This is a genomic window from Hymenobacter sp. B81 (genome assembly GCF_044628455.1).
Lineage (GTDB): Bacteria > Bacteroidota > Bacteroidia > Cytophagales > Hymenobacteraceae > Solirubrum.
Genome location: NZ_JBIYZW010000002.1, coordinates 610,765 through 629,712, shown reverse-complemented (window position 1 = coordinate 629,712; position 18,948 = coordinate 610,765). Strand labels below are relative to the sequence as shown.

General features: G+C 59.8%; 28 protein-coding genes. 4 read left to right on the top strand and 24 right to left on the bottom strand.

What is annotated here, in order from left to right; translation table 11 throughout:
- Positions 1 to 42: 42 nt before the first annotated feature.
- Together ACE191_RS13885 and ACE191_RS13880 are read left to right on the top strand one after the other, a co-directional pair.
- Positions 43 to 486: a CHRD domain-containing protein gene (locus tag ACE191_RS13885; RefSeq protein WP_400192833.1), complete on the top strand. Its 444-nt coding sequence runs from the start codon at positions 43 to 45 to the stop codon at positions 484 to 486.
- 13 nt (positions 487 to 499) lie between these two features.
- Positions 500 to 907: a hypothetical protein gene (locus ACE191_RS13880; protein ID WP_400192832.1), complete on the top strand. Its 408-nt coding sequence runs from the start codon at positions 500 to 502 to the stop codon at positions 905 to 907.
- A gap of 162 nt (positions 908 to 1,069) precedes the next feature.
- Here ACE191_RS13880 and ACE191_RS13875 read toward each other — a convergent pair whose 3' ends face one another.
- Genes ACE191_RS13875 through ACE191_RS13810 form a run of 14 tightly spaced genes read right to left on the bottom strand, consistent with a single transcriptional unit; the run spans position 1,070 to position 11,397 of the window.
- Positions 1,070 to 1,966, bottom strand: coding sequence for a phage baseplate protein (locus tag ACE191_RS13875; RefSeq protein WP_400192831.1), 897 nt, complete (start codon positions 1,964 to 1,966; stop codon positions 1,070 to 1,072).
- A complete protein-coding gene (locus ACE191_RS13870; RefSeq protein WP_400192830.1) occupies positions 1,966 to 2,517 on the bottom strand; it encodes a hypothetical protein in 552 nt (183 codons plus the stop codon). Before ACE191_RS13870 ends, ACE191_RS13875 begins: the two co-directional genes overlap by 1 nt.
- The gene (locus ACE191_RS13865; protein ID WP_400192829.1) at positions 2,504 to 3,334 is read right to left on the bottom strand and encodes a hypothetical protein; all 831 of its coding nucleotides are present in this window, start codon (positions 3,332 to 3,334) and stop codon (positions 2,504 to 2,506) included. Before ACE191_RS13865 ends, ACE191_RS13870 begins: the two co-directional genes overlap by 14 nt.
- A gap of 16 nt (positions 3,335 to 3,350) precedes the next feature.
- Complete coding sequence (locus tag ACE191_RS13860; RefSeq protein ID WP_400192828.1) at positions 3,351 to 3,629, bottom strand: hypothetical protein; 279 nt, start codon at positions 3,627 to 3,629, stop codon at positions 3,351 to 3,353.
- A 38-nt stretch (positions 3,630 to 3,667) separates the two neighbouring features.
- Positions 3,668 to 4,876, bottom strand: a complete 1,209-nt coding sequence (locus ACE191_RS13855; RefSeq protein WP_400192827.1) for a hypothetical protein — start codon at positions 4,874 to 4,876, stop codon at positions 3,668 to 3,670.
- A gap of 1 nt (position 4,877) precedes the next feature.
- Positions 4,878 to 5,531 carry a hypothetical protein gene (locus ACE191_RS13850; protein WP_400192826.1) on the bottom strand — a complete coding sequence of 218 codons (654 nt, stop codon included), beginning with the start codon at positions 5,529 to 5,531 and terminating at the stop codon, positions 4,878 to 4,880.
- A complete protein-coding gene (locus ACE191_RS13845) occupies positions 5,528 to 6,598 on the bottom strand; it encodes a hypothetical protein (RefSeq protein ID WP_400192825.1) in 1,071 nt (356 codons plus the stop codon). The genes ACE191_RS13850 and ACE191_RS13845 overlap by 4 nt, the downstream gene beginning before the upstream one ends.
- On the bottom strand, positions 6,595 to 6,897 hold the full coding sequence (locus tag ACE191_RS13840; RefSeq protein WP_400192824.1) for a hypothetical protein: 303 nt from the start codon (positions 6,895 to 6,897) through the stop codon (positions 6,595 to 6,597). The genes ACE191_RS13845 and ACE191_RS13840 overlap by 4 nt, the downstream gene beginning before the upstream one ends.
- Positions 6,890 to 7,198, bottom strand: a complete 309-nt coding sequence (locus ACE191_RS13835; RefSeq protein WP_400192823.1) for a hypothetical protein — start codon at positions 7,196 to 7,198, stop codon at positions 6,890 to 6,892. The genes ACE191_RS13840 and ACE191_RS13835 overlap by 8 nt, the downstream gene beginning before the upstream one ends.
- A complete protein-coding gene (locus ACE191_RS13830) occupies positions 7,195 to 7,416 on the bottom strand; it encodes a hypothetical protein (protein WP_400192822.1) in 222 nt (73 codons plus the stop codon). Before ACE191_RS13830 ends, ACE191_RS13835 begins: the two co-directional genes overlap by 4 nt.
- On the bottom strand, positions 7,417 to 7,857 hold the full coding sequence (locus tag ACE191_RS13825) for a hypothetical protein (RefSeq protein ID WP_400192821.1): 441 nt from the start codon (positions 7,855 to 7,857) through the stop codon (positions 7,417 to 7,419).
- Positions 7,854 to 8,855, bottom strand: coding sequence for a hypothetical protein (locus ACE191_RS13820; protein WP_400192820.1), 1,002 nt, complete (start codon positions 8,853 to 8,855; stop codon positions 7,854 to 7,856). The genes ACE191_RS13825 and ACE191_RS13820 overlap by 4 nt, the downstream gene beginning before the upstream one ends.
- On the bottom strand, positions 8,852 to 9,439 hold the full coding sequence (locus ACE191_RS13815; RefSeq protein WP_400192819.1) for a DUF6046 domain-containing protein: 588 nt from the start codon (positions 9,437 to 9,439) through the stop codon (positions 8,852 to 8,854). Before ACE191_RS13815 ends, ACE191_RS13820 begins: the two co-directional genes overlap by 4 nt.
- Positions 9,436 to 11,397, bottom strand: a complete 1,962-nt coding sequence (locus tag ACE191_RS13810; RefSeq protein ID WP_400192818.1) for a phage tail tape measure protein — start codon at positions 11,395 to 11,397, stop codon at positions 9,436 to 9,438. The genes ACE191_RS13815 and ACE191_RS13810 overlap by 4 nt, the downstream gene beginning before the upstream one ends.
- A gap of 61 nt (positions 11,398 to 11,458) precedes the next feature.
- Here ACE191_RS13810 and ACE191_RS13805 point away from each other — a divergent pair, with 61 nt between their 5' ends.
- Positions 11,459 to 11,653, top strand: coding sequence for a hypothetical protein (locus ACE191_RS13805; protein ID WP_400192817.1), 195 nt, complete (start codon positions 11,459 to 11,461; stop codon positions 11,651 to 11,653).
- A 178-nt stretch (positions 11,654 to 11,831) separates the two neighbouring features.
- Here the strand turns inward: ACE191_RS13805 and ACE191_RS13800 are convergent, their stop codons facing one another.
- The 10 genes from ACE191_RS13800 to ACE191_RS13755 all read right to left on the bottom strand — a co-directional run bounded on the left by ACE191_RS13800 (position 11,832) and on the right by ACE191_RS13755 (position 18,314).
- The gene (locus ACE191_RS13800; protein WP_400192816.1) at positions 11,832 to 12,185 is read right to left on the bottom strand and encodes a hypothetical protein; all 354 of its coding nucleotides are present in this window, start codon (positions 12,183 to 12,185) and stop codon (positions 11,832 to 11,834) included.
- Between the two features lie 91 nt (positions 12,186 to 12,276).
- Positions 12,277 to 12,699: a hypothetical protein gene (locus tag ACE191_RS13795; protein ID WP_400192815.1), complete on the bottom strand. Its 423-nt coding sequence runs from the start codon at positions 12,697 to 12,699 to the stop codon at positions 12,277 to 12,279.
- Between the two features lie 8 nt (positions 12,700 to 12,707).
- Positions 12,708 to 13,937, bottom strand: coding sequence for a DUF2586 family protein (locus tag ACE191_RS13790; protein ID WP_400192814.1), 1,230 nt, complete (start codon positions 13,935 to 13,937; stop codon positions 12,708 to 12,710).
- Between the two features lie 3 nt (positions 13,938 to 13,940).
- Positions 13,941 to 14,435 carry a hypothetical protein gene (locus tag ACE191_RS13785; protein ID WP_400192813.1) on the bottom strand — a complete coding sequence of 165 codons (495 nt, stop codon included), beginning with the start codon at positions 14,433 to 14,435 and terminating at the stop codon, positions 13,941 to 13,943.
- Positions 14,432 to 14,980, bottom strand: a complete 549-nt coding sequence (locus ACE191_RS13780) for a hypothetical protein (protein WP_400192812.1) — start codon at positions 14,978 to 14,980, stop codon at positions 14,432 to 14,434. Before ACE191_RS13780 ends, ACE191_RS13785 begins: the two co-directional genes overlap by 4 nt.
- Positions 14,980 to 15,435 (bottom strand): CHAP domain-containing protein, encoded by a 456-nt coding sequence (locus ACE191_RS13775; RefSeq protein ID WP_400192811.1) that lies wholly within the window; start codon positions 15,433 to 15,435, stop codon positions 14,980 to 14,982. The genes ACE191_RS13780 and ACE191_RS13775 overlap by 1 nt, the downstream gene beginning before the upstream one ends.
- 44 nt (positions 15,436 to 15,479) lie before the next feature.
- Entirely contained in the window at positions 15,480 to 15,947 is a 468-nt protein-coding gene (locus tag ACE191_RS13770) for a hypothetical protein (protein WP_400192810.1), read from the bottom strand.
- Positions 15,947 to 16,144 (bottom strand): hypothetical protein, encoded by a 198-nt coding sequence (locus ACE191_RS13765; RefSeq protein ID WP_400192809.1) that lies wholly within the window; start codon positions 16,142 to 16,144, stop codon positions 15,947 to 15,949. Before ACE191_RS13765 ends, ACE191_RS13770 begins: the two co-directional genes overlap by 1 nt.
- A gap of 1 nt (position 16,145) precedes the next feature.
- Positions 16,146 to 17,264 (bottom strand): phage capsid protein, encoded by a 1,119-nt coding sequence (locus ACE191_RS13760; RefSeq protein WP_400192808.1) that lies wholly within the window; start codon positions 17,262 to 17,264, stop codon positions 16,146 to 16,148.
- Between the two features lie 87 nt (positions 17,265 to 17,351).
- Complete coding sequence (locus ACE191_RS13755; RefSeq protein WP_400192807.1) at positions 17,352 to 18,314, bottom strand: hypothetical protein; 963 nt, start codon at positions 18,312 to 18,314, stop codon at positions 17,352 to 17,354.
- Positions 18,315 to 18,494: 180 nt separating this feature from the next.
- Between ACE191_RS13755 and ACE191_RS13750 the strand changes: the two genes are divergently transcribed.
- A complete protein-coding gene (locus ACE191_RS13750) occupies positions 18,495 to 18,941 on the top strand; it encodes a hypothetical protein (RefSeq protein ID WP_400192806.1) in 447 nt (148 codons plus the stop codon).
- The last annotated feature ends 7 nt before the right edge of the window (positions 18,942 to 18,948 follow it).

Genomic DNA, 18,948 nt, shown 5'->3' with positions numbered 1-18,948 from the left:
TGCTCACGCTTACCTCTTTTCTCACTTTTCTCCTCCTTTTTCATGCAATTCAAATCTACCGCCTTCGCCCTGCTGTTCGGTGCCCTCGCCTTCACCGCCTGCGACAAAGACGAGGACAAGCCCGCCGCTACCAACGACACCGTGGAGCTGACGGCCACCATCAACGGGCAGCAGGAAGTACCGGCCAACAACTCGGCCGCCACCGGCACCATGACGGGCAGCTACAACAAAACCACCCGCGTGCTCACCTACACCGTCACGTACCAGGGCCTGACCCCGGCCGCGGGCCACATTCACCAGGCCGCGCCCGGCGTCAACGGCGGCGTGATGGTGCCCTTCAGCAGCGTGACCACCTCGCCCATTACCGGCACCGCCACCCTCTCGCAGGCCGACGGCGACGCCCTGCTGGCCGGCAACTCCTACGTGAACCTGCACACCCAGGCTTTCACGGCGGGCGAAATCCGCGGTAACATCCGCCAGAAATAGCCTCGGGGTTTCCGTGGCATCGGGTTCCCGCTGGGCGCCGCTACGGCGCCTGGCCCTGGGCGGCCTGCTGGGGCTGCTGGGGTGGGCCAGCTGGGAAGCTCCCCGCCGGCCCGCCCCCACCGAGCCCATCCGGCTGGTACGCCTGCGCGTGGCCGGGCTGCGCACGCCCCAGCAGGCCCGGGCCCTCGAGCAGCAGCTGCGCGCCGTGCCCGGCGTCACGGCCAGCACCTTTCACGCCCCTACCCAGGTGCTGACGCTGCGCTACCGCGCCCCCGAGGTTTCGGCCGGGGAGCTGACGCGCATCGTGTCGGTGGGCGGGGTGCTGCCGGTGCAGGTGCTGCCGGCGGCTGCGCCCGGCTACGGGCCCCTGGAGCGGCTGCGCTACGCCCTGAACCTGCGGCGCCTGCTTGGGCCGCGCTAAAGCTTGTAGAATCGGCAAAACGTGAGGGACAAAAAAAACCAAACCAGAGGGACATTTTTTTGCCCGAAAAAGACCTTTTCAGGGCCGTTTAAACGGCTGCCAATTCTCTAAACATACAAAAGCCCCGGCATTTTACCGGGGCTTTTTGCATTTATTCTAGCTCTATAACCCTATCCACTGCCTTGCTGCCAAGACGATGTAAGGCGGCATGTTGTTGTGTGGCTGCCCACCACCAGCTTCTTTGATGGTGTGCGTGTGGGCAGGCTGCTCACCTGTTTCCACGGTGTACACACCACCATTCACGGTATTCGACTTGGCCAGTGCGTTGCCCGAGCCAACGGCACCAGGGTCAGCGGCAGGCGTATCCAGGCCGTGTTTGTGTGCGCCTGCTGCTTCTGCTTCGTGGGTGTGCGCGGGCATCTGCTGAGGCGTCAAAGTGACGGTTTCAGCGCCCCCCTTTTTCCCGGCAGAATCATAATCTGTCCGGTTCGGGTTTTGGAACAACGGAACACGCCCAAGCGCATCCGCATTGGTGCCGTTGTTACCGTTCACCAGTGCCCAGCCCCGGTTGGCACCACGGCCCCGCCCCGTATTATCGTAGCCGCTCAGGTCGAAAAACCCGAATTCTACTGCACCCAGAGCGCGAGTTTTAGCCAGCACCCGTTCATACCACATGATAGGGCCATCCGAATCAATGACGGGCGTGCCATCCCCATCATGCACATCCAGAACAGCACGCTGTTCCGTGATGGCAGGCAGAGTGCCTGCGGTTTCGTATTCCCGCTCATCGATGACTTCCAGCGCCCCCAGCAAGAAACTGCCAGGCATCGGCACAGCCGCAGCACCAGGGAAGTCATACAGGCCATCACCCAGCCACACAATGCCAGGCGCTACATTATAGAGCTGGCCAGCTGGCGTCACCTGGCAGCCGCTCACCACGCACGTACCAAAGCCAGCCAGCAGCGGCCCGCCGCTGCCTTGCAGAATGAGGCTTTGCAGTGCCAGGAAGTCATCATTAGCGGGCGGGCGTCCACCCACATCCGAAGCAATTCGTTTCATCAGTTCTGGAAAATCAAAGTGTATTGTTTGGTGGCCAGCTTCAGCCGCCGAATCAGCTCATGGATTTCCACGGCCTTGGGTTGCAGGTACTCTGGAGCTACCACCGTGAAATCTGACTGGCCAGCATACTCAGCACGGTTGCGCAGGTAGTAACCGAAGGGCGGCATTTCACTCCGATTGCGCAGGAAGTCATCATCAGGCTGCTGCTCAGCACGAAAATTCCAGTAAGTGATGGCAAACTCCGTATCTGCGTTGCGGATGCGAATGCGCTGCAAAAGCGGGTCGAAACGGTCATTTAATGCCCGTTCAAACAGCATCACCTGGCTGTTATAGCTGAGTTCACGGCGCTTCTGGAACAGGTAGGCCACCAGCTCACGATGCAGGCGGGCCACTGGAGCTGTGAGCACACCCAGCCAGGCCAGCTGGAGCGGCTGCCTGAGCACCGTGGGCACCAGTAGCCGCACCAGACGTGGCCAGGCCACCCGGTAGCGCGTGGGTGCTTCCGTGCTCAGCAGGTGCGGGGGAAGCGGGGGCAGGTTAGCGCGTGCCATGCGGCAGGAAGGTTAGTGTAGTGGCGAAGTCGAGCGGGGCGGCATCTTCCACGATGTAGCCAGCCGCCGTTTCGTAGACACGCTGGATGACATTCAGCGGGGCGGTGCCGACTCGGGCGTTTACTGTCTCCAGCTTTACATCCTTCACACCAGCCACCGACTGGATGGCGTCTTCTACTCGGGCACGGTACACCTGGCCATCAAAATCCAAGGATGCCAGGTAGCCCCGAATAGCTTTGGCCACTGCTGCTTTCAGGTCGGTCACCTTCAGCAGCGGGTCATAGTACACGGTGCCATACACCTGGAGACGGTCAGCGTCACGGCTTACCACCTCCAGGCGCGTACCCGCAAAGCGGATGCGGTCAAAATAACCACTCACCTGCGTCAGCTCATCGGCATCCAGCGCCTGCAACGTGTCCGGCTGGCTGCCATCCTTAGCCACCTTAATAAAGAGCTTCAGCAGCCCGTTACCCGTGGCTTCCTTTGCCGCAGCGCGGGTGATAATCTTGGCTCCAGTAGAACCCGCCGCGTAGCGAATGCCATCATCACCCACCGTGAGCGTATCACCCGCCTGGAACTCCAAAGCACGGTCTGCATACCACTCGGGAGTACCAGGCCGGGCGCGGGCTATCACGGCATCCACTTCGCCCCGAAACTCATCCCAAAGGGTTTCCAGCACCCACATGGATGCGGCTACCACATACAGCCAGTTGCGCCAAAGCGCAACGGCTGAAGGTGAATTGATGGCCGCAAGCTCAGTACGGCTGTTCTTCTCCAGCACCAGGCTGTCAAAAATCTGTTGAATCGTGCGGGCCATCAGGCAGGGTGGTTAGCTAGTGGTTCTTTTTGGTGCCAGCAGTAGTGGCATTGCGCTGCAAGAGCTGCTGCGCGGCGGGGTACGTGACAGAAGCATCTTCAATGAAGACGCGGCCTTCGCTCACGTCGATACCTTGGGCTTCCAGAGCATCCAGGTGGGCCGAAAGCTCACCAAACGGAATGGTGTAAGGCTCAGCATCCCGGTCACGGGTGATGGTGGTCGGGTCATCCCAGATGATGACTTTGATGGCGTGGGTGCCTACCAGCAGGCGCACGAGGGCAGTGGTCATGTCCATGACAAAAAAGGTTAAATGGTGAAAAGTGAAAGGGCAAATCAGGGCGTGTAGGTCAGTGACCAGCCGTTGGCATAGAGCGCATCCAGTTGGGCTGTCACCCCAGCTGGGAAATTGGGATGGGATGCGCTGGCAGAGCCGCAGCCCGTAAAGTCGGCTGTGCGCGTACCGGCTTGGCTCACGTTGGCTGGCGACAGGTACAGGTTGTTGACGGTGGTGTAGAAACCTGTCTGCCGCTGCAAGGCCGTAAAGCCGTGCCCATCATCGGCATACACATAGCTCAAATAGAGCGTGGTCAAGTCGCGGGCGGTTTGCAGGGCAATTGGCTCAGCCGTGTTCTCAGCGCGGCTGGCGTTGGTGCCCCCCAGCTTCAGTTCCAGCAGCGTCGGCGGGATGTAGAGGTCAGTGACGGTGATGGCCGGACGGTTGGGCGACAACGGCCCGAGCTGCCAAATGCGCTTAAGGGCCACGTTCGCCGCAGTGGTTTTGATGCGCTGCACCCCAGCCGATTGCAGGTAGGCCGATTCCAAATTAGGAAACAGGCTCAGGTCGTAGAACTGCGTAAAGGGCACGTCTTGGGCGATGGTGCTGATGCTGCCCGTTACCACGCTGGAGCCGACAATAAGCGTCTTGAGCGAGTTGCGGCACAGCTCCGTGGCGGCTGCCACGGCGCTCCACGGAATCCGGTTCCCGGACTGCGGGTTGGCGATGCTGGCCTGTATCATATCCAGGCCGCAGCCGATGGTCTGCACCGTGTCGGGCATCGGTGGCAGGTTTGACAGCAGCTGCCCGCTGGCCTCGAAGAACAGAATGCTGGTCTGGGTTAGCCCTTCCTCGCCAAAGCGCGTGATTTCGGCTTTGTTGAAGGAAATGCCCGTTACCAGGTTATTGTCCTGGAACGTCACGGTTACCCGCTTTTCCCGAGGCGTGCGCAGTGCCAGCGCGTCACCAGGATTGACTGGCATCGTGTCGTTGGCGTGGGTGTACTGGAACGTGACGGGCTGACCGCCCACGGTGAGGGGGTACGTCTGCTGGGTTTTGGCCTCGTCGTCCCAGGCCACCGTGCAGGTCGTCGGCGCCGAAACGCTGACATTCATCTGTAGCGTCTGCGTCCATGAGCTATTTGGCCGGGCCGCGTAGTTGGTCGAGCCGGCCGTGCCCGCTTCCAGGATGCCGCGGTGCCGGTGGTAAAACTCGAATTGGGCGGTGCTGCCCATCAGCAGGGCAACCAGGTATCGGATGCGCTTCATACTACCCGAGGAAGCCAAAGGAGTACACATCACCCAGCCGCTCAATAATCACGCGGCAGGTCATGCCTGCATCGATGGTTTTCGTGCGCAGGGTGCCCGGCTTAAACGCCACGTAGCCCGCAGGCACCGTCACGGCCCGGTTCGCCCCCGAGGCAGTAACCGGAATACTAATGATGGCCCCATCCACCAGCGTAGCCGACAGGCTCAGGTCACCCGTGGCAATAATGGGCTCCAGCGTTTTGGCCAGGGCCGGGCCTGCGTTTACCACCAGTGTTGAGGCAAAAGCTGGCGTAGCCATCTTGGGCGTAGCCACGGCAGCGTTCAGGGTGCTGATTGAGCTGGTGTTCGTACCCACCGCCCCTTCTACGGTGGTCACGCGGTTGCTCAGCGCCGTGTCATCGTAAGCCGGGCCAGAGGGCGCGGGTGCCTTAGCCACCAACCCTGCATCACTCAGGTCAGCAGCCAGCCACCAGTATTCTCCGCTGCCAGTGATTTTCACAGTCAACCCATCAAAGCGGATGCCTTGCGGGTTGGCAGCCTTGGCATCGGCAAGCGTTGGGAACGGGCCATACCGCGCATCCAGAGGGCGCGGGTTGATGGTCTTGAAGCCGAACGGGAAGGCCAGGGCTTCACTTAGCCAGGTCAGAAAGCTCATTGCTGGGTGATGGTTACTTGGTGGCGGTGGCTGGTGCCGTAGGCTTCAGCCACCGTGAGGGTGTAGAGTTTGTAAGCCACGGGGCTACCCGCCGCGTCATTCACGTTCATTTCCGTGCTGGCGTAGGGCATCGGGGCATTGAAGGCATCCAAGTCGATGACAGCCACGGTGTAATTAGCGGGCACGGCCACCACGAAGGTTTTCAGCACTGTGCCCGTATTCAGATTGAACACCAGGCCAGCGCTGGTCAGGCGGCTGGGCAAGGCCCGCACCGCAGCCGAGTTGGCCGGGGCAGCTGCGGCCGGGCCAAAGAAGATTTCAGGGCGGCCCGTGATAACGATGTCTCGGGTGAAGGGCTGACCTTTCGAGTTCGTAGCCGTGATGCGGTAGCGGCGGGCCTCACCGCCCCCAGCTACGAACAGGTCAGTTTCTGCCTGTGCCGCACCGTCATTGGCTTCGCCGCTGGCCAGCACGTCACTCATGGTCACGTCCTGGATGCTGATGCTGCCCGCAGTCACGTTGGCGCTGTTGGTGGTAGCCCACGCAAACGCCTGCGGCCCGGCTGGGAAACTCGTGCCGATGGCCACATCACGGGTGCCCTGGCCATTCAGCGTGAAGCTGCTGAAGGCGGGCAGCTGATACACCGCTGACCAGGTATCCCGCATCACGTCAAGCACCGAACGCCCCGCTACTTCACTACCAGCTGGCAGGTTGCCCACCGGGCTTGCGGTGGCGGGCTCATTGGCGGGAAAGGTGGCACCGCCCCCACCAGCCAGGCTGCCTACGTTGTACTGCTGCTTCCACTCACCTCCTTCGTTCTTCTGCCAGATGTCTCCGTTAGCCACATTCCAGGCCACATCCGAAGCACGCCCAAGTGCGGCACCAGGCGCGGCCATTACAAAATGGATGTGGGCACCACCAGCCTTGGCTTCCAGCGCCTCGATAGCCTGGCCAATGACCGTCAGCACCGCCTGCTCATCTTCAGCAGTAATGGGGCCTTTATCGTTGCCACGCGGGCGGATGTGTTCGATGATGGCGTCATAGACGCTTTGCGCGAGAGTGCTCATGCGAAGTCTTCTTCTGAGTAGTCTAGTTTGTGATGGTCGAGCGGGCCGGGGGCGGGCTCATCGTTGGCACCAGGCAGGTCACCCGTGTTGATGGTGTGCCCAATGGATTGGAAGTAGCTCACCAGGTCGGGCCGCAGCACGGCACTGGCTGGCACTTCCAGCAGTTGGCCAGCTTGCAGGGCATCGGTTACAGCCAGGCCGTTGGCCAGAGCCAGGGCATAGGCCGCTTCCACGCTGCCCAGCTGCCAGAGCGCTACATCCAGCAGGCTCTGGCCTTCACTCACTCTGATTTTAGCCATCGGTGTCTTTGTAAGTACCCTGGACATTCAGCGCCCCATCTTGCCCGAGGGTCAGGCCCGAGACATCCACACCATCCAGCTCCAGCTGCGCCTGGATTTCCTGGATGATGGCCACGGGCGCGGCATCATCCAGCAGCAGGGTGCGCAGGCCCACGCCCGCGAAGGGTGTTTGCCGCCAATCCCCCTTTTCGCTGTGCAGCAGCAAAGCCAGATGCTGTTCAGTGGACTCCCCCAACTCCAAATCCCCGCCGCGCACCTGCAAATCCAGGCCAGCGGTTAATAGCAGGTCAAATACTTTCATTCGAGTCGACCGGAAGTGATGGAACCTTGCTGAGCCGCCGCCGTGCCCGTGGTGCTCACGGAACCCACCACATCAGCACCACGCACGTAGGTATCGATGATGTCACCCAGGGCATCTGCGTAGTCCTGGCGTGCCTGCTCTGGGTTGGCGGTGCGGGTAGCCATTGTGTCTGACAGCGCCTTCAGCTGCTGCTTTAACCAGTTTTTGTTGAGCGGCATCTAATCTTTGAAAAGGGCGTTTAAACGCTGTTTAATAGCCACGAACTCGGGCGCATTTACCAGTTCCACCGTTGGCCCCTGGTTGGTGGCGAACACCATGCGGCCGATGGCATCCAGCAAGTCATCCAGCACCGCCTTCAGGCTTTCCCTTTCGGTGCGGATGCTGTACAGCTGGATGGCTCCGTACTGCGTCACGAAGCAGGTGTCTTCATCCAGCATGGCCACCGTGACATCACTGCCCACCACCGGAATCATCAGGAAGCCATCCTGGCCACCATCGATGACAGAGCGCAGCCGGACATCCACCAGCTCAGCACCACCATCCGCGGGCTCCACCTCACAGGTCAGGTCATCCAGGCTCACTGACTTCACTACCCCTTCGATGTAGCGCTTAGGCTGCGGCACCAGCTCATTCAGCAAGCGTCTTACTTTATCGCTCATTGCCCAGCGCGTTTGCCCAGCTCCACTTCCCGCCGAAAGCCTTCCGGCCCAAACGAGGTCTTCACGCTGTCCACCAGGTAGCGGCCATCACGTTGCGGGTGGCGCTCATCGTATAGCTCCGCAATGCCCGAGTGAAGGACGAACGGCACCCCGAAGCTGGTGAGCTTGCCCCGGTAGCCATCGTACTTAAACTTGGCCAGCTCTGCTTCAGCCATCCGCTTCAGCTCAGCTGCGTCCTTCGTTTCGGTGCGCAGGGTGATGGTGCGTTCTTCCCCATCCACATCACCCACCCCGCTCACAGTAGTCTTCTTGCCGTTGCGGTGCATGGCCACCACCTTGGCTTTGATGCGCACGTCTTCTTTCCGCTTGTAGGTCAAATCATCGGCTACCACATTTTGCTGGAAGCTGTATTTAGCCAGAGCACCATCCACCGCGCTGGAGCTGGTGAACTCCGTGTAAGGCAGCCCCACATAGAGCTGGCCAGCGCGGAAGTAGGCACACACCAGGTAGTTTTCTTTGAGCTTCTGGAGCACCCCGGCCACGGTTGTCCGGTCAGCGCGGAAAGCATCGATACTGAGCTGCGGCACGCTCGGGCTGAGCTTGACACCAGGCACCAGCTCAGCCAGCAGCTGGCGCAGGGTGGTCTTCTTCCAGGTCTTATTCACGGCCTGGCGCTTCAGGTGAAAGAATTCATCTTCCAGGCGCACTTCAAAGGGCACCGTGAGCTTTATTTCCGCCACGTACCCTTTGAACTCCGTGCGCAGCTGGCCATCGTAGCCCAGCTGGACTTCCACTTCATCGCCCACTTTCACCACGTCTTCGGTGCGAACCCGCTCCCCGATGGGCTGACCATCCGGCCCGAGCACCTGCACGAACCCGTACATCTTCAGCGTGGCAGAGTCACCCAGATTCTTCCAGGATGATTCAGCTTCAAAGCCGCTCAGCTTGGGAAATTCCAGGTTACCGATGCGCACCTTACAAGTCAGCAGAAGGCTCATTTGCGGAGTAGCTTGGCCAGTGATGATTCGTCACTGACCGCGTTGATTTCGTAGGCGAAGTACCCCGCAGCACCGGCCACGGGCGGGAAGCTCATGTCTTCGATGACCAGCCGGGTGATGTTGAAATAGCTCAGCAGCTGGCAGGTCACGGGCAAGTCCTTCGTGATTTTGTTCAGGTTGGCCAGCTTGCGCAGCTCCGCTTCAGGATAGTCTTCAGGCACCAGGCTGCTGCCACCCAGCACGGGCTGGCCTTCCCGCATCGCGTAGCCTTTGATGTTGATTTTGTAGTCATCCAGGCCGATGATTTCCTTCACCGTGAAGTTCCCACCGGCCACCACCGTCTTCACGATGTTTTTCGAGCTGAAGACCGTGATAAGCGGCTCATTTGGCAGCTGCACATCACCAATTTTGATGGTGAAGTACATGGGCGTGCCCAGCATCGATTCCGGCGGCATGGTGAAGTCTGGAGCCTTCACCAGCTGGGCTGGCTGATTGACTCCAGGGAAGGGCAGCAGGCGCGAAGCCGAGCCAGCCGCCTGGCTGATGTTGATGCTGAACCCTGGCAGGGTAGTTATCTCGCTCATGTGGTTCCTACGCCTTGGCTCACGCCGTTCACTACTCGGGTTAGGGCTTCTTCCAGCATGGCCACCATGTCATTCGTGCCTTCCTTCAGGGTGGTGGCATGGATGTTTATGGAGTCCTGGAACTTGCCGATGGTGATGTTCACGGTGGTTGGCTTGCTGCCACCGCTGCTGACCTTATCCGCTTTGGCCTTCACACCTTTGCTACCACCCAAGCTGAGCGCCTGAGCATTCTGGCCAGCGGCGAACGGGTCAACGCCACCCGCGTCAGGCTTCAGCAGCTTGTCATCGATGCTGGTGATTTGCATGGTGCCCAGCCCGAGGTAAGGCGCAATGGCATCCCAGATGCCTTTGAACTTGCCCACCAGGCTTTTCACGAAGCCCGTGACTTTATCCCAGAGCTGGGAAAACCACTTCTCGATACCAGGAAAGAGCTGGAAGATGCCCTGAACCATGATGTAGAAGGGATTCATTTTAAGCATCCACTTCCCCATCTCCAGCAGCCACACCTTCAGCGTGTCCCAATGCCGAATAATCATGTAGACCGCAGCACCCACGGCCACCAGGCCCACGATTATCAGCCCAATCGGGTTGGCGTTCATAGCCACGTTCAAACCCCACTGCGCAGCCGTGGCCGAAATCAGCCCAACTACGAATGAGCCCACCGCAGTCAGCCCAGACAGCACCATCACAGCCGCTTGTTTGCCCAGAGCCAGGCCGGATGCGGCCGTGCTCATGGTGAATGCCCACATCTTGCCACCGGCCACCGTGAGCCCGTTGCCGAGCATCATAAACAGCGGTATCATCTGGCTCACCATCACCCCGGCCTGGCCTGCGGTCTGGATGTAGGGCAGGTATGGCTTCGTGGCGTTGAAGACTGAAATGCCCATGTTTTCCCACATGGCCTTTGCCCGCTCCATCCGGCCCGCCGTGGTATCCATAATGGTTTTGGCAGCATCCACTGCGGCATTCGTGCCCGTGATTTGCTTTTCGTAGCTGGCCATTGCCTCAGTGCCCCGCAGCAGGATGCCTGCGGCGTTCTGGTTCTCCATGCCGAAGAGTTTCGACACCAGGGCCGAATCCCCCTGAATCTTCTTCAGCTCCGTCAGGCGTTGCCCGAGGGAGAGGGATTTATCCGTGAGCACGTTGATGTTCACGCCTGCGGCCTTCAGTTCCGTCTGCACATCCTTCGGCAAGAAGCGGCCTTCACCCAGCTTGCTGATGACGTTGCGCAAGGCCGTGCCCGCTTCCGCCCCCTTCATGCCGCCCTGAGCCAGCACCTGGATTGCGGCATTCGTTTCTATAAACCCGACTCGGGCACCGCTGGCAGCCACACCGGCCACCTTCAGCGCGTCCGAAATCTGCGGCACTTCCGCCGCACCAGCGTTGGCAGCTGCGGCCATGACGTTCATGGCCATAGTCATGGCCTTGGCCGATGTCTGCGGGTTTTTGAGGTCTACATTGAATTGCTGGAGCGAAGTGGTGAGGGCTTTGGTAGCCCCTTCCGCGTCTCCGCCCATGCTCTTGCTCAGGATAGCCACTGAGGTATTCATGCTATCCATTGCCGCCTGGTCTTTGGCCATCTGTGGCCCCAGCTCCGAAAGAATGCTCTTAGTGGAATTGAGGTAGCCCGTGACCGGCCCGCCGAAAATGCTGGCCATCTGCCTGCCACTTTCCCCCATTTCCTGGAGCCCCTTGCCCGTGACGCCCGTGATGGCCGAAACCTCAGCCAACGTCTGTTCAAAGCGGATGCCCGGCTCTACGGCTCTGTTAATAGCATCATTGGCGCTCTGGAAGCCCGTGGCCACCTGAGCTGCTACACCCAGGCCGTAAAAGAGCTGTTTGGTGGATGCCTGTGCCTTGTTAAACACACCGCTCATCCGCTCACCCTTTTGCAGTATCGACTGCATGGGTGCGCTGGCTTTGTCCACCAGGTTGATTATCCACTGATAATTCTTCATCGGGAAACTGCGTTGCGGCGTTGGCGTACACCTGGCCATGAGCCCGATGCTTGCCGGTTACTTGTCTGTGTTGGTGATTGCGGCCCTGGCTGTGATGCTGCTGGGTGCCGTGCTCTGGGCCGTGCGCTGGATGCGCTGGAGCCCCGTGGCCTTGTTTCCGCTGGTGGTGCTCACCAGCTTCTGGTGGCTCAGTTGGGCTGGCATCATGCCCGTGGCGTTCTTCGTGTGGCACCTCAGCAAGAAGGCGGCAGCTTAGCCGCCGCCTTCTTGCTTGGCTTCTTGCTCACGTATCCACACCAGGTCTGCGTAGTGCTCTGCCCACTGTTCTTCAGACAGCGCATCTACTTCTTTCTGGCTCATGCGGTAGTAGTACCGCAGCTGAGCATCGATGATTCTGAGGAAGCTGGTGTCAGTGGTGACCTCAGCTTCCTCAATTAGTTTTTTAGGGTCGCAACCTTGCTGGTGACGATTTCATCCACCTTCGACTGGAGGGCGAAATACAGCTCATCATCGGCGGCGGTTTCCGCTTTGAAGTTGAGCTGGCAGTTAGCCAGGATGGTATCGGCGTACTTGGTCACGTCCTTCGTGCGCACCAGCACCTGGTTTGCCGCGCCCACCGTCTTGCGGTCGGGCTGGCTGAAGCAGACCACTTTGCCATCTACTTCAAACTGCTTCACTTTGCCGTGCTCAGCAGTCCAGGCATCGATTTGCCGCTGCGTAGGGTTGCCTTTCTTATCCACCATTTCGGTGTCTTCAGCAATTACTTCGGGGATGTTGTTCTCTTCCATTTGGGGAGTTGAAAAAGGGTTTGGGGCAAGCGTTTAAAGACTGTTTAAAAGAGCACCCAGCCAGGCACCATGCCTGGCTGGGTGCCAGGTGTTATTGTTGGTTCAGCTTGACTTCGGCGCAGGCGAAGGGCAGCGTGATGGGCATGTTCAGGTCACCCGCCTTGCCGCCTTTCTTGAACTCCAGCAGCAGCACGCTTTTCAGCACATCCTTCACGATGACCGGATTTTCTTCGTCCGGTATGTACATCACGATGATGTCGAAAGGCGGAATGGTGGTGACCGACTGACCAGGCCGCAGGCCACGGGTCAAGGCTTCAAACTCCGACTGAAGCAGGGTGAGCGTGCCATCCGCTTCAATCTGCCCATTCGCGTAGGCAATGGGCCTGCGGCCCGTGCCCCAGATGAATTTGCGGTCGGCCTTTTCGCCGTACTCGATGGCCGTGAGGCCAGCCACAGGACGCCCGAGCATCGTGGCCTGAATGTCCTGGTAGCTGTATTCTTTGCCGTTAATCATGGCCAGGCTTAGGCGTTAAAAGGGTTGAAGAATTCGACCTGGGCTTCAATGGTGCGGCCCGTGGCCATTTTCGTGATGCGCACCACGGCTTTGATTTTGTCGGTGGCGGTGACATTCTGCGTGGGGTCAATGAAGACGCTCACGGCCACGGCTTCACCCGTCACCACCATCTGGCCTTCAATGGCATTCTCCAGCACGTTCTGGAAGCGGGCCACCTCAATGGCCGGCAGCTGCCCCGTGCTGGCATCCACCCGCACATCATCCAGCAGCTCATCCAGGTACACGGCCCGAGCAATGCGGGCAGCTTTTTTGATGACGCGGCCATCCTTCACGAAGGCGTAATCATCGGTAGCGGCGGCACAGGTCGGGTCATCGTTGAAGAAGTACCCATCCTTGCCCGCGTGCATCAGCGGAAAGATGTAGCCCTTATCGGTCAGCGCATCCAGCGCCGTTTCAGCCAGTGTGCTTACCAGCTGGCCACCGCTCAGGCTGGCCTGCTTCCAGCCTGCCAGCGGGCCATCCTTCACGCGGCCGATGCTGCGCTGAACGGGGATGGCAGCCAACCGCCCGAGCATGGTGCCCACTGCGGCGTACTTGCTGGCCACGGCCACGCCCGCAGTCACCAGCGCAGCCGAGCGCAGGGCATCGCGGCCGATGGTTACGCTGACGCAGTTGGAAGCCAGGGTGCGCAGGTCGGTAGCAGCCGCAGCCGTACCCGAGAACAAGCGCCCTTCCAACACGATGTCCAGCGGGCGGTAGCGGGTGAACTCCGCAGCTGCCAGCGCCTGAGCCAGCGGAATGGCAGCCAGCAGGTCAGCCGTGATGCCGCTGGCACCAGCTGCTTCAGCAGCCACCGGATTCAGGGCCACACCCAGCAGGCGAATGGCACCGGCTTCCGCCTGGAGCTTCGTGGCCAGGGCCACGAAGGAAGCGTGGGCTTCGGTGAACAGGTTGGTGAGCGTGGTGGCGTTGTCCACCAGCAGCACATGCAGCGGGGCACCTTCACCGGCTTCGGCGTAGAAGTCTTTGATGTGCTCCCACACCAGGGCTCCATTTTCGATGTCAGCGGCTTCGGTCAGGCCAGCCACTTCCGCATCACGGCGGCTGTAAAACAGCGTCTCCGTGGCCGTGTAGTCAGCGGGGGCACCAATGACCAGCAGGGCAATGCCATCCAGCGCTACGGCCTGACGCCCCAGCTGCCCGTTCCCGAGCGAGATTTTTACTTGAGGTCTTGACATTGCTTATTCAGCAGCTTTGGTGGCAGCCTTGCGGCCGGTCGATTTCGGGGCAGCTTTGGCAGCCTTGGGCTTTTTGGGTGCGGCGGCAGGCTTGGCAGCCACCTGGCCAGCGGCAGGCTGAGCACCAGCCAGAGCGTTTTCCAGGGCAACCGTTTCGGCCACCACGGACTTCACGGCCGCTTCAGATGCGGGGTCGGTCGGCTGCGACTCGGGCAGCAGCACCCGCACGGCGGACTTCACCAGCTCAGCCAGGCCACCCGAGGCGGGCAGCAGCTGCGCACCTTCCGTGTCCACCTGGCCAGTAGGCTCCAGCTGGTGGATGGTCACCACTTCGCCACCGTGCTTTTCGGCGCTGTGAGCCGCATAGCTGGCATTTTCGGGGCGGTAGAATTTTCCGTCGTGGGTAGTGGCCAGGAGCGTCTTCACGTCCTGGTTACTGGCGAAGTAGGCCGCAGACTTATCCACCAGCTCCTGGTGGGTGTGGGTTTTCTTACTCATTTGAAAGGCGAGAAAAAGCGTAGGTAGATGGTGAGGGCCGTGGCCAGCAGGGCAAGGCCCGTGAACCAGCAGCAGAATTTGGCCAGCCCGCTCATCGGCGCTTTCACTGGCACTTCCACCCGCTCTTTCCTGGCTTCGCTGCGGGTGCGGGTGACTTCTGTATCCGTCACGGGCACCTGAGCCAGCCAGGGGGCGGACACCGCTGAGCTGGTCACCTGGCCTAGCTCATCGATGCTGAAGAAAAGCCGCGTGTGGCCGCTTTGGCGGTAGAAGGTCACGGGCTTGAAGCGGTGCGTTTTTTCGTCGTACTCCAGGCGGGTGCTCAGCTCCGCTGAAGCACCTGGCACCGACACTGAAGCCAGCCGCTGTATTTCCTTGCGGGTGGTGCTATCCTTCACCACCACTTCTGATGCGCTGATGGGGCGCGGTGCGCAGCCACTGGCCACGCACACGCACCACACCAGGACACCTGCAAACGGCTTCAGCTTCATGGCCCGAGTAGCAAAAGCGGTGGTGCCAGTGGAGCGGTTTGCGGTGTAGAGCATCAGGATTTGGGAATCCAGGTTGAGACGATTGAGATTTGAGAGCGAAGGCGGCGCATCCGGTAGACACCATCACCGTTGCGGTTGATGCCGCTGCCACCGCCTGTGTTTCCTTCCACCGTAATGGCGAAGTTTTCTTCCCAGCGTTCGATGAAGCCGATGTGGCCGATGCGCCCGAGGTGGGCATAGTAGAAGCCAGCGCAGTCACCTGGCTGCGGCTTCTTCTTTGCAGCAGCACCCCGGCGGTAAATCACCCGAGCGGCCGGAAACCAGTTGCGGGCGGCTCCAGCTCCAGCCGGGCCATGCAGCCCCACCTGGCGAAAACACCAGTTCACAAAAGCGGCGCACCAGGGCTGCCCTTCGTGATTGCCTGAGCTGGCCAGGTAGACTTTGACTTTCGGCCCCCGGTTGGAGCCGCCTTGTTCCTTTACCCCCACCTGGCTGCTGAAGACCTTCACCAGCGCAGTGCGGGTGCGGCCTTCAGCAGTGGCGGTGTCGGGTGCTAGTGCGTGAGCTGAGCGCAGAGATAGACAAAGAGCGAGAGCACCCAGAGCGACACGATAACCTTTTGCCATTCGGTAAGACGATAGAAAGCCCGTACAAAAACCCTATTCAAAAAGCGGTCAATGGCAGGCCAGTATTTCTTCACCAGCAGGCGAGAGAAGCAGTAAATGGCTACCGCACGAATCGTGGCCAGCAGGATGGTCTGGAACACGCCCACATCCATCAGCGCAGGCCCATCTGCGTTACCATCCCCTTCCGCATTCTGAACCAGGAAGGCCAGCAGCGGATAAGCGAACCAGAGAACCAGGCCGACCAAAATGATTGCCGACCCACCCCAGCGGCCTGCGAAAACTTGCACCCGGCGCACCGCTCTGCGAGTCGAGCCCGTTGAAAGTTTGTCGTAGGCCAGGACGCACCCCCCAAACGCCACTACCAGGAGCAGGAAGGCAATCAGAATCTTCAGCATCAGTCTATGTTGATTTTAAACCAGCGTACCAGCTTGCGCAGCAGAATCTGAGTGAGGAAGCCCACGGTGGCCCCGAGTGCTGCGTAGAGTACCGTGGCTACGATGCCTTGGGCGCTAACCGCGCTGAGTTGTACCACTACCAGCAGCGAGCCAAGGGTACCGCCGTAGGTTCCCCACCCAGTTTCTACTGGAGCCACTTTAGGCGTGGGCTTCTACCAGGGCCACAATGCCGCGCTCATCAGCGCGGGCGGCGCGGCCACCCGAGCGAACCAGGGCGGAAATGACCGTGCCGTAGAACAGCGGGTTACCGTTGCCGTTGCTGCCCGAGTCCTCGAACACTTCGATACCACCGTTGCTGGAGCCACCGAAGCAGCGGCGCACGAAGTTCTTTTGCCAGAACAGGCAAGACACGTTATCACCGATGCTCACAGCCTCAGAGAAGTCTTTTTTGGTGTTGTCATCCACATCGTAGACGGTAGTGGAGCTGCGCACGAAGACATCGAAGCCGCCGATGCGGCCGATGGCCCCATCCACCAGGACAGCCTTGCCGATTTTCTCCAGGCTGGTGAAGGCTTCGATTTTCAGCAGGTCTTGCACCAGCATGGAATCGATAAGCATGAAGCGGCCTTCCTGCGGCACGTCCTGGGAATTCAGGATGGCGGCGGCGTTCATGATGTCGTCTTGGGTGATGCGCTTGCGCTGCACAGCGCCTACACCCAGCTGCCACACTTTGTAGCCAGGGCGGGCAGCGCCCGTGGTGCGGATGATGTTCACGCCGAGGGTGGGCGACCAGGAGTAGGCCATGCCTTCTGCCACCTTCGTCTTCAGCACTTCGGTATGGTCGAACATCACCGACTGGCGCTTGCCATAGCTGGCCTCAATTTCCTCCGTCTTCTGGACTACAATCGGGTCAGTGGTGTACTCATCGATGTCGTAATCAGCAGTCGAGTCCACACGCTTGGCAGCCGTGGCGGGCAGCACCGCCCGGTTCTTCTGCACAGCGGGCTTGCCACCGGCCTGGTTCAGCTTCACCGTTTTCCCTTCCAGGAACGCACCGTCATCACGGGACTGCATCATGAAAGAGTTATTGGGGTAGATGTTTTCTTCGATGGTATCCACCCAGATTTCACGCTGGACAGCCATGAAGGCAGCCGAGCCGCTGACCGACTGAGCCAGGCAGCCGAGGGCCAACACGCCACCACCCACGGTGGCACCCACCGCAAGGTGGTGAGCCGGCGCAACGGTCATGGCCACAATGGCCAGCAAAAAGGCCATCACGAGGTTGAAAACAACGTTTTCGAGTTTAAGACGCTTCATTAGAAAGCTGGAAAAAGTGTCGTTTGAGTTGATTTATAGACCTGATTTTGGACAGCCCAGGGCTACTTACCGGCTGCGTTTTGGTAGCTAGACCGTGATGCCGCCGTACTGCGCAGCGTAGAGCTTCTGGTACTTCTCGGGATGTTCCCGCTTCAGCTTCAGCAGCTCAGCAGGCGCTTTGCGCTCGTAGTCGCGCATCGTCCAGTCTTTGCGCGGGTCGTTGGCCAGCTGGGTTTCGGTGGTGCCGTTCTGGTTGGCCTGAGCCACGGCAGTCACCACTTCAGCCAGGCGCACTTCTTTGGCGGGCGGTGTGGTTGCAGCTGCGGGCTTGGCTTGCTCCAGGAACTCCACAGCCAGCTCAGGCGAGGCGGCTGCCAGCTTCGTGAAGTAGGCTTCGTTTGCATCGGTCACCAGGCCCGCCTTCTTGGCCAGGCTCAGCATGAGCTGCGTGGTGTTCGACTGGTTAGCCAGCTTCAGCTGTTTGATAGCGTCAGCAATTTGCTTTTCGCTTGCCCCGGCCGGAAGGCCGAGCGCCAACAGGATTTCATCCATGTTCAGGGCGGTTTTAAGATTGAGTTTGGGTAAGATTGAGTCGAGTGCTTCGGCACCAGCTGAGGCATCAGCCAGGGTCACCCCGTTGCTCAGGCTCAGCTTCAGTGCGCTCCGGTTGCCAGGGATGTCCACAATGGAGATTTCGTTCAGCAGCGAGCTGGTGACCGTGGGGCGGCTCTGGCCAGGCAGTAGCACTTCCGGCTTATCAGACCAGGCCAGTGGCGAAACCCACACGGAACAGGCGCTCAGAATGCCTTGCTCCACTTTCGATTCCACCCGCTGCGCGAATTCATCTTCTTTGTCGAATACCGCTTCTGCGGTCATTCTCCCATCATCCTCCTTCCGCAAGTCTTCCCATTTGCCGATGGGCATGATGCTGCGGTCGTGCATATAGAGCATCACCGGATTCTTCTTGAATGCGCTGATGTCAATGCCTTTGGTCAGGATGCGGAAGCCATACACGTTCAGGCTTTCATCGTGTACTGTAAAGCGTGCCATTCATTGGGTTTAGGTGCCGCGTTTCCGAATTAGAACCCAATGATAGCGGGGCACCCAGGCGGGTGTAAAGCGCTCATTTCCATGATGCGTAGTAATTGCCCGCATCATGGAAATCACTTCTGGCAGCTTGGACTGCGCTTGGATTCCTTTGAAGTCAATCCGCTATAAAACCGCGCGCGAATGACCAATAAGGAAAAGCGGGAATTGGCTCTGAGCTACTTCCTGAACAGCACCAAAAGCCAGCAGGAAATTGCGGCCCGTGTGGGTGTGAGCGAAAACACGCTCAGCACCTGGAAGAAGGAAGGTGGCTGGGACACCATCAAAGGAGCCAAGACCGCCACCCGCCAAGAAATCATCACTGAGCTGTATCAGCAGATAAGCCTGATTAAAGACCAGGCAGTGGATGCCGATGGGAAGCGGCGGGTGATGACCACGGCCGAAACCCAGGCCATTCGGATGATTTCCAAAAGCATTGCCGAGCTGGATAAGAAGCTCAGCATTGACACCTACATCCAAGTCATCGAGGAATACACCACCACCCTCTTTGCTGGAGACGCCACGGAAGCGAAGCGGCAAATGCCCCACTTAGACCGCTTCATAGAGCGCAAGTTCACTGAGCTGGGATAGTTCCCAA

Excerpts from the sequence above, each read along its gene's own strand:
- ACE191_RS13790 (WP_400192814.1), bottom strand. The coding sequence starts at position 13,937 with ATGTCAAGACCTCAAGTAAAAATCTCGCTCGGGAACGGGCAGCTGGGG.
- ACE191_RS13860 (WP_400192828.1), bottom strand. The coding sequence starts at position 3,629 with ATGGACATGACCACTGCCCTCGTGCGCCTGCTGGTAGGCACCCACGCC.
- ACE191_RS13855 (WP_400192827.1), bottom strand. The coding sequence starts at position 4,876 with ATGAAGCGCATCCGATACCTGGTTGCCCTGCTGATGGGCAGCACCGCC.
- ACE191_RS13770 (WP_400192810.1), bottom strand. The coding sequence starts at position 15,947 with ATGCTGAAGATTCTGATTGCCTTCCTGCTCCTGGTAGTGGCGTTTGGG.
- ACE191_RS13850 (WP_400192826.1), bottom strand. The coding sequence starts at position 5,531 with ATGAGCTTTCTGACCTGGCTAAGTGAAGCCCTGGCCTTCCCGTTCGGC.
- ACE191_RS13870 (WP_400192830.1), bottom strand. The coding sequence starts at position 2,517 with ATGGCACGCGCTAACCTGCCCCCGCTTCCCCCGCACCTGCTGAGCACG.
- ACE191_RS13795 (WP_400192815.1), bottom strand. The coding sequence starts at position 12,699 with ATGATTAACGGCAAAGAATACAGCTACCAGGACATTCAGGCCACGATG.
- ACE191_RS13825 (WP_400192821.1), bottom strand. The coding sequence starts at position 7,857 with ATGAGCGATAAAGTAAGACGCTTGCTGAATGAGCTGGTGCCGCAGCCT.
- ACE191_RS13760 (WP_400192808.1), bottom strand. The coding sequence starts at position 17,264 with ATGAAGCGTCTTAAACTCGAAAACGTTGTTTTCAACCTCGTGATGGCC.
- ACE191_RS13815 (WP_400192819.1), bottom strand. The coding sequence starts at position 9,439 with ATGAGCGAGATAACTACCCTGCCAGGGTTCAGCATCAACATCAGCCAG.
- ACE191_RS13835 (WP_400192823.1), bottom strand. The coding sequence starts at position 7,198 with ATGAAAGTATTTGACCTGCTATTAACCGCTGGCCTGGATTTGCAGGTG.
- ACE191_RS13885 (WP_400192833.1), top strand. The coding sequence starts at position 43 with ATGCAATTCAAATCTACCGCCTTCGCCCTGCTGTTCGGTGCCCTCGCC.
- ACE191_RS13865 (WP_400192829.1), bottom strand. The coding sequence starts at position 3,334 with ATGGCCCGCACGATTCAACAGATTTTTGACAGCCTGGTGCTGGAGAAG.
- ACE191_RS13785 (WP_400192813.1), bottom strand. The coding sequence starts at position 14,435 with ATGAGTAAGAAAACCCACACCCACCAGGAGCTGGTGGATAAGTCTGCG.
- ACE191_RS13780 (WP_400192812.1), bottom strand. The coding sequence starts at position 14,980 with ATGCTCTACACCGCAAACCGCTCCACTGGCACCACCGCTTTTGCTACT.
- ACE191_RS13875 (WP_400192831.1), bottom strand. The coding sequence starts at position 1,966 with ATGAAACGAATTGCTTCGGATGTGGGTGGACGCCCGCCCGCTAATGAT.
- ACE191_RS13845 (WP_400192825.1), bottom strand. The coding sequence starts at position 6,598 with ATGAGCACTCTCGCGCAAAGCGTCTATGACGCCATCATCGAACACATC.
- ACE191_RS13750 (WP_400192806.1), top strand. The coding sequence starts at position 18,495 with ATGACCAATAAGGAAAAGCGGGAATTGGCTCTGAGCTACTTCCTGAAC.
- ACE191_RS13810 (WP_400192818.1), bottom strand. The coding sequence starts at position 11,397 with ATGAAGAATTATCAGTGGATAATCAACCTGGTGGACAAAGCCAGCGCA.
- ACE191_RS13820 (WP_400192820.1), bottom strand. The coding sequence starts at position 8,855 with ATGAGCCTTCTGCTGACTTGTAAGGTGCGCATCGGTAACCTGGAATTT.
- ACE191_RS13755 (WP_400192807.1), bottom strand. The coding sequence starts at position 18,314 with ATGGCACGCTTTACAGTACACGATGAAAGCCTGAACGTGTATGGCTTC.
- ACE191_RS13840 (WP_400192824.1), bottom strand. The coding sequence starts at position 6,897 with ATGGCTAAAATCAGAGTGAGTGAAGGCCAGAGCCTGCTGGATGTAGCG.
- ACE191_RS13800 (WP_400192816.1), bottom strand. The coding sequence starts at position 12,185 with ATGGAAGAGAACAACATCCCCGAAGTAATTGCTGAAGACACCGAAATG.
- ACE191_RS13830 (WP_400192822.1), bottom strand. The coding sequence starts at position 7,416 with ATGCCGCTCAACAAAAACTGGTTAAAGCAGCAGCTGAAGGCGCTGTCA.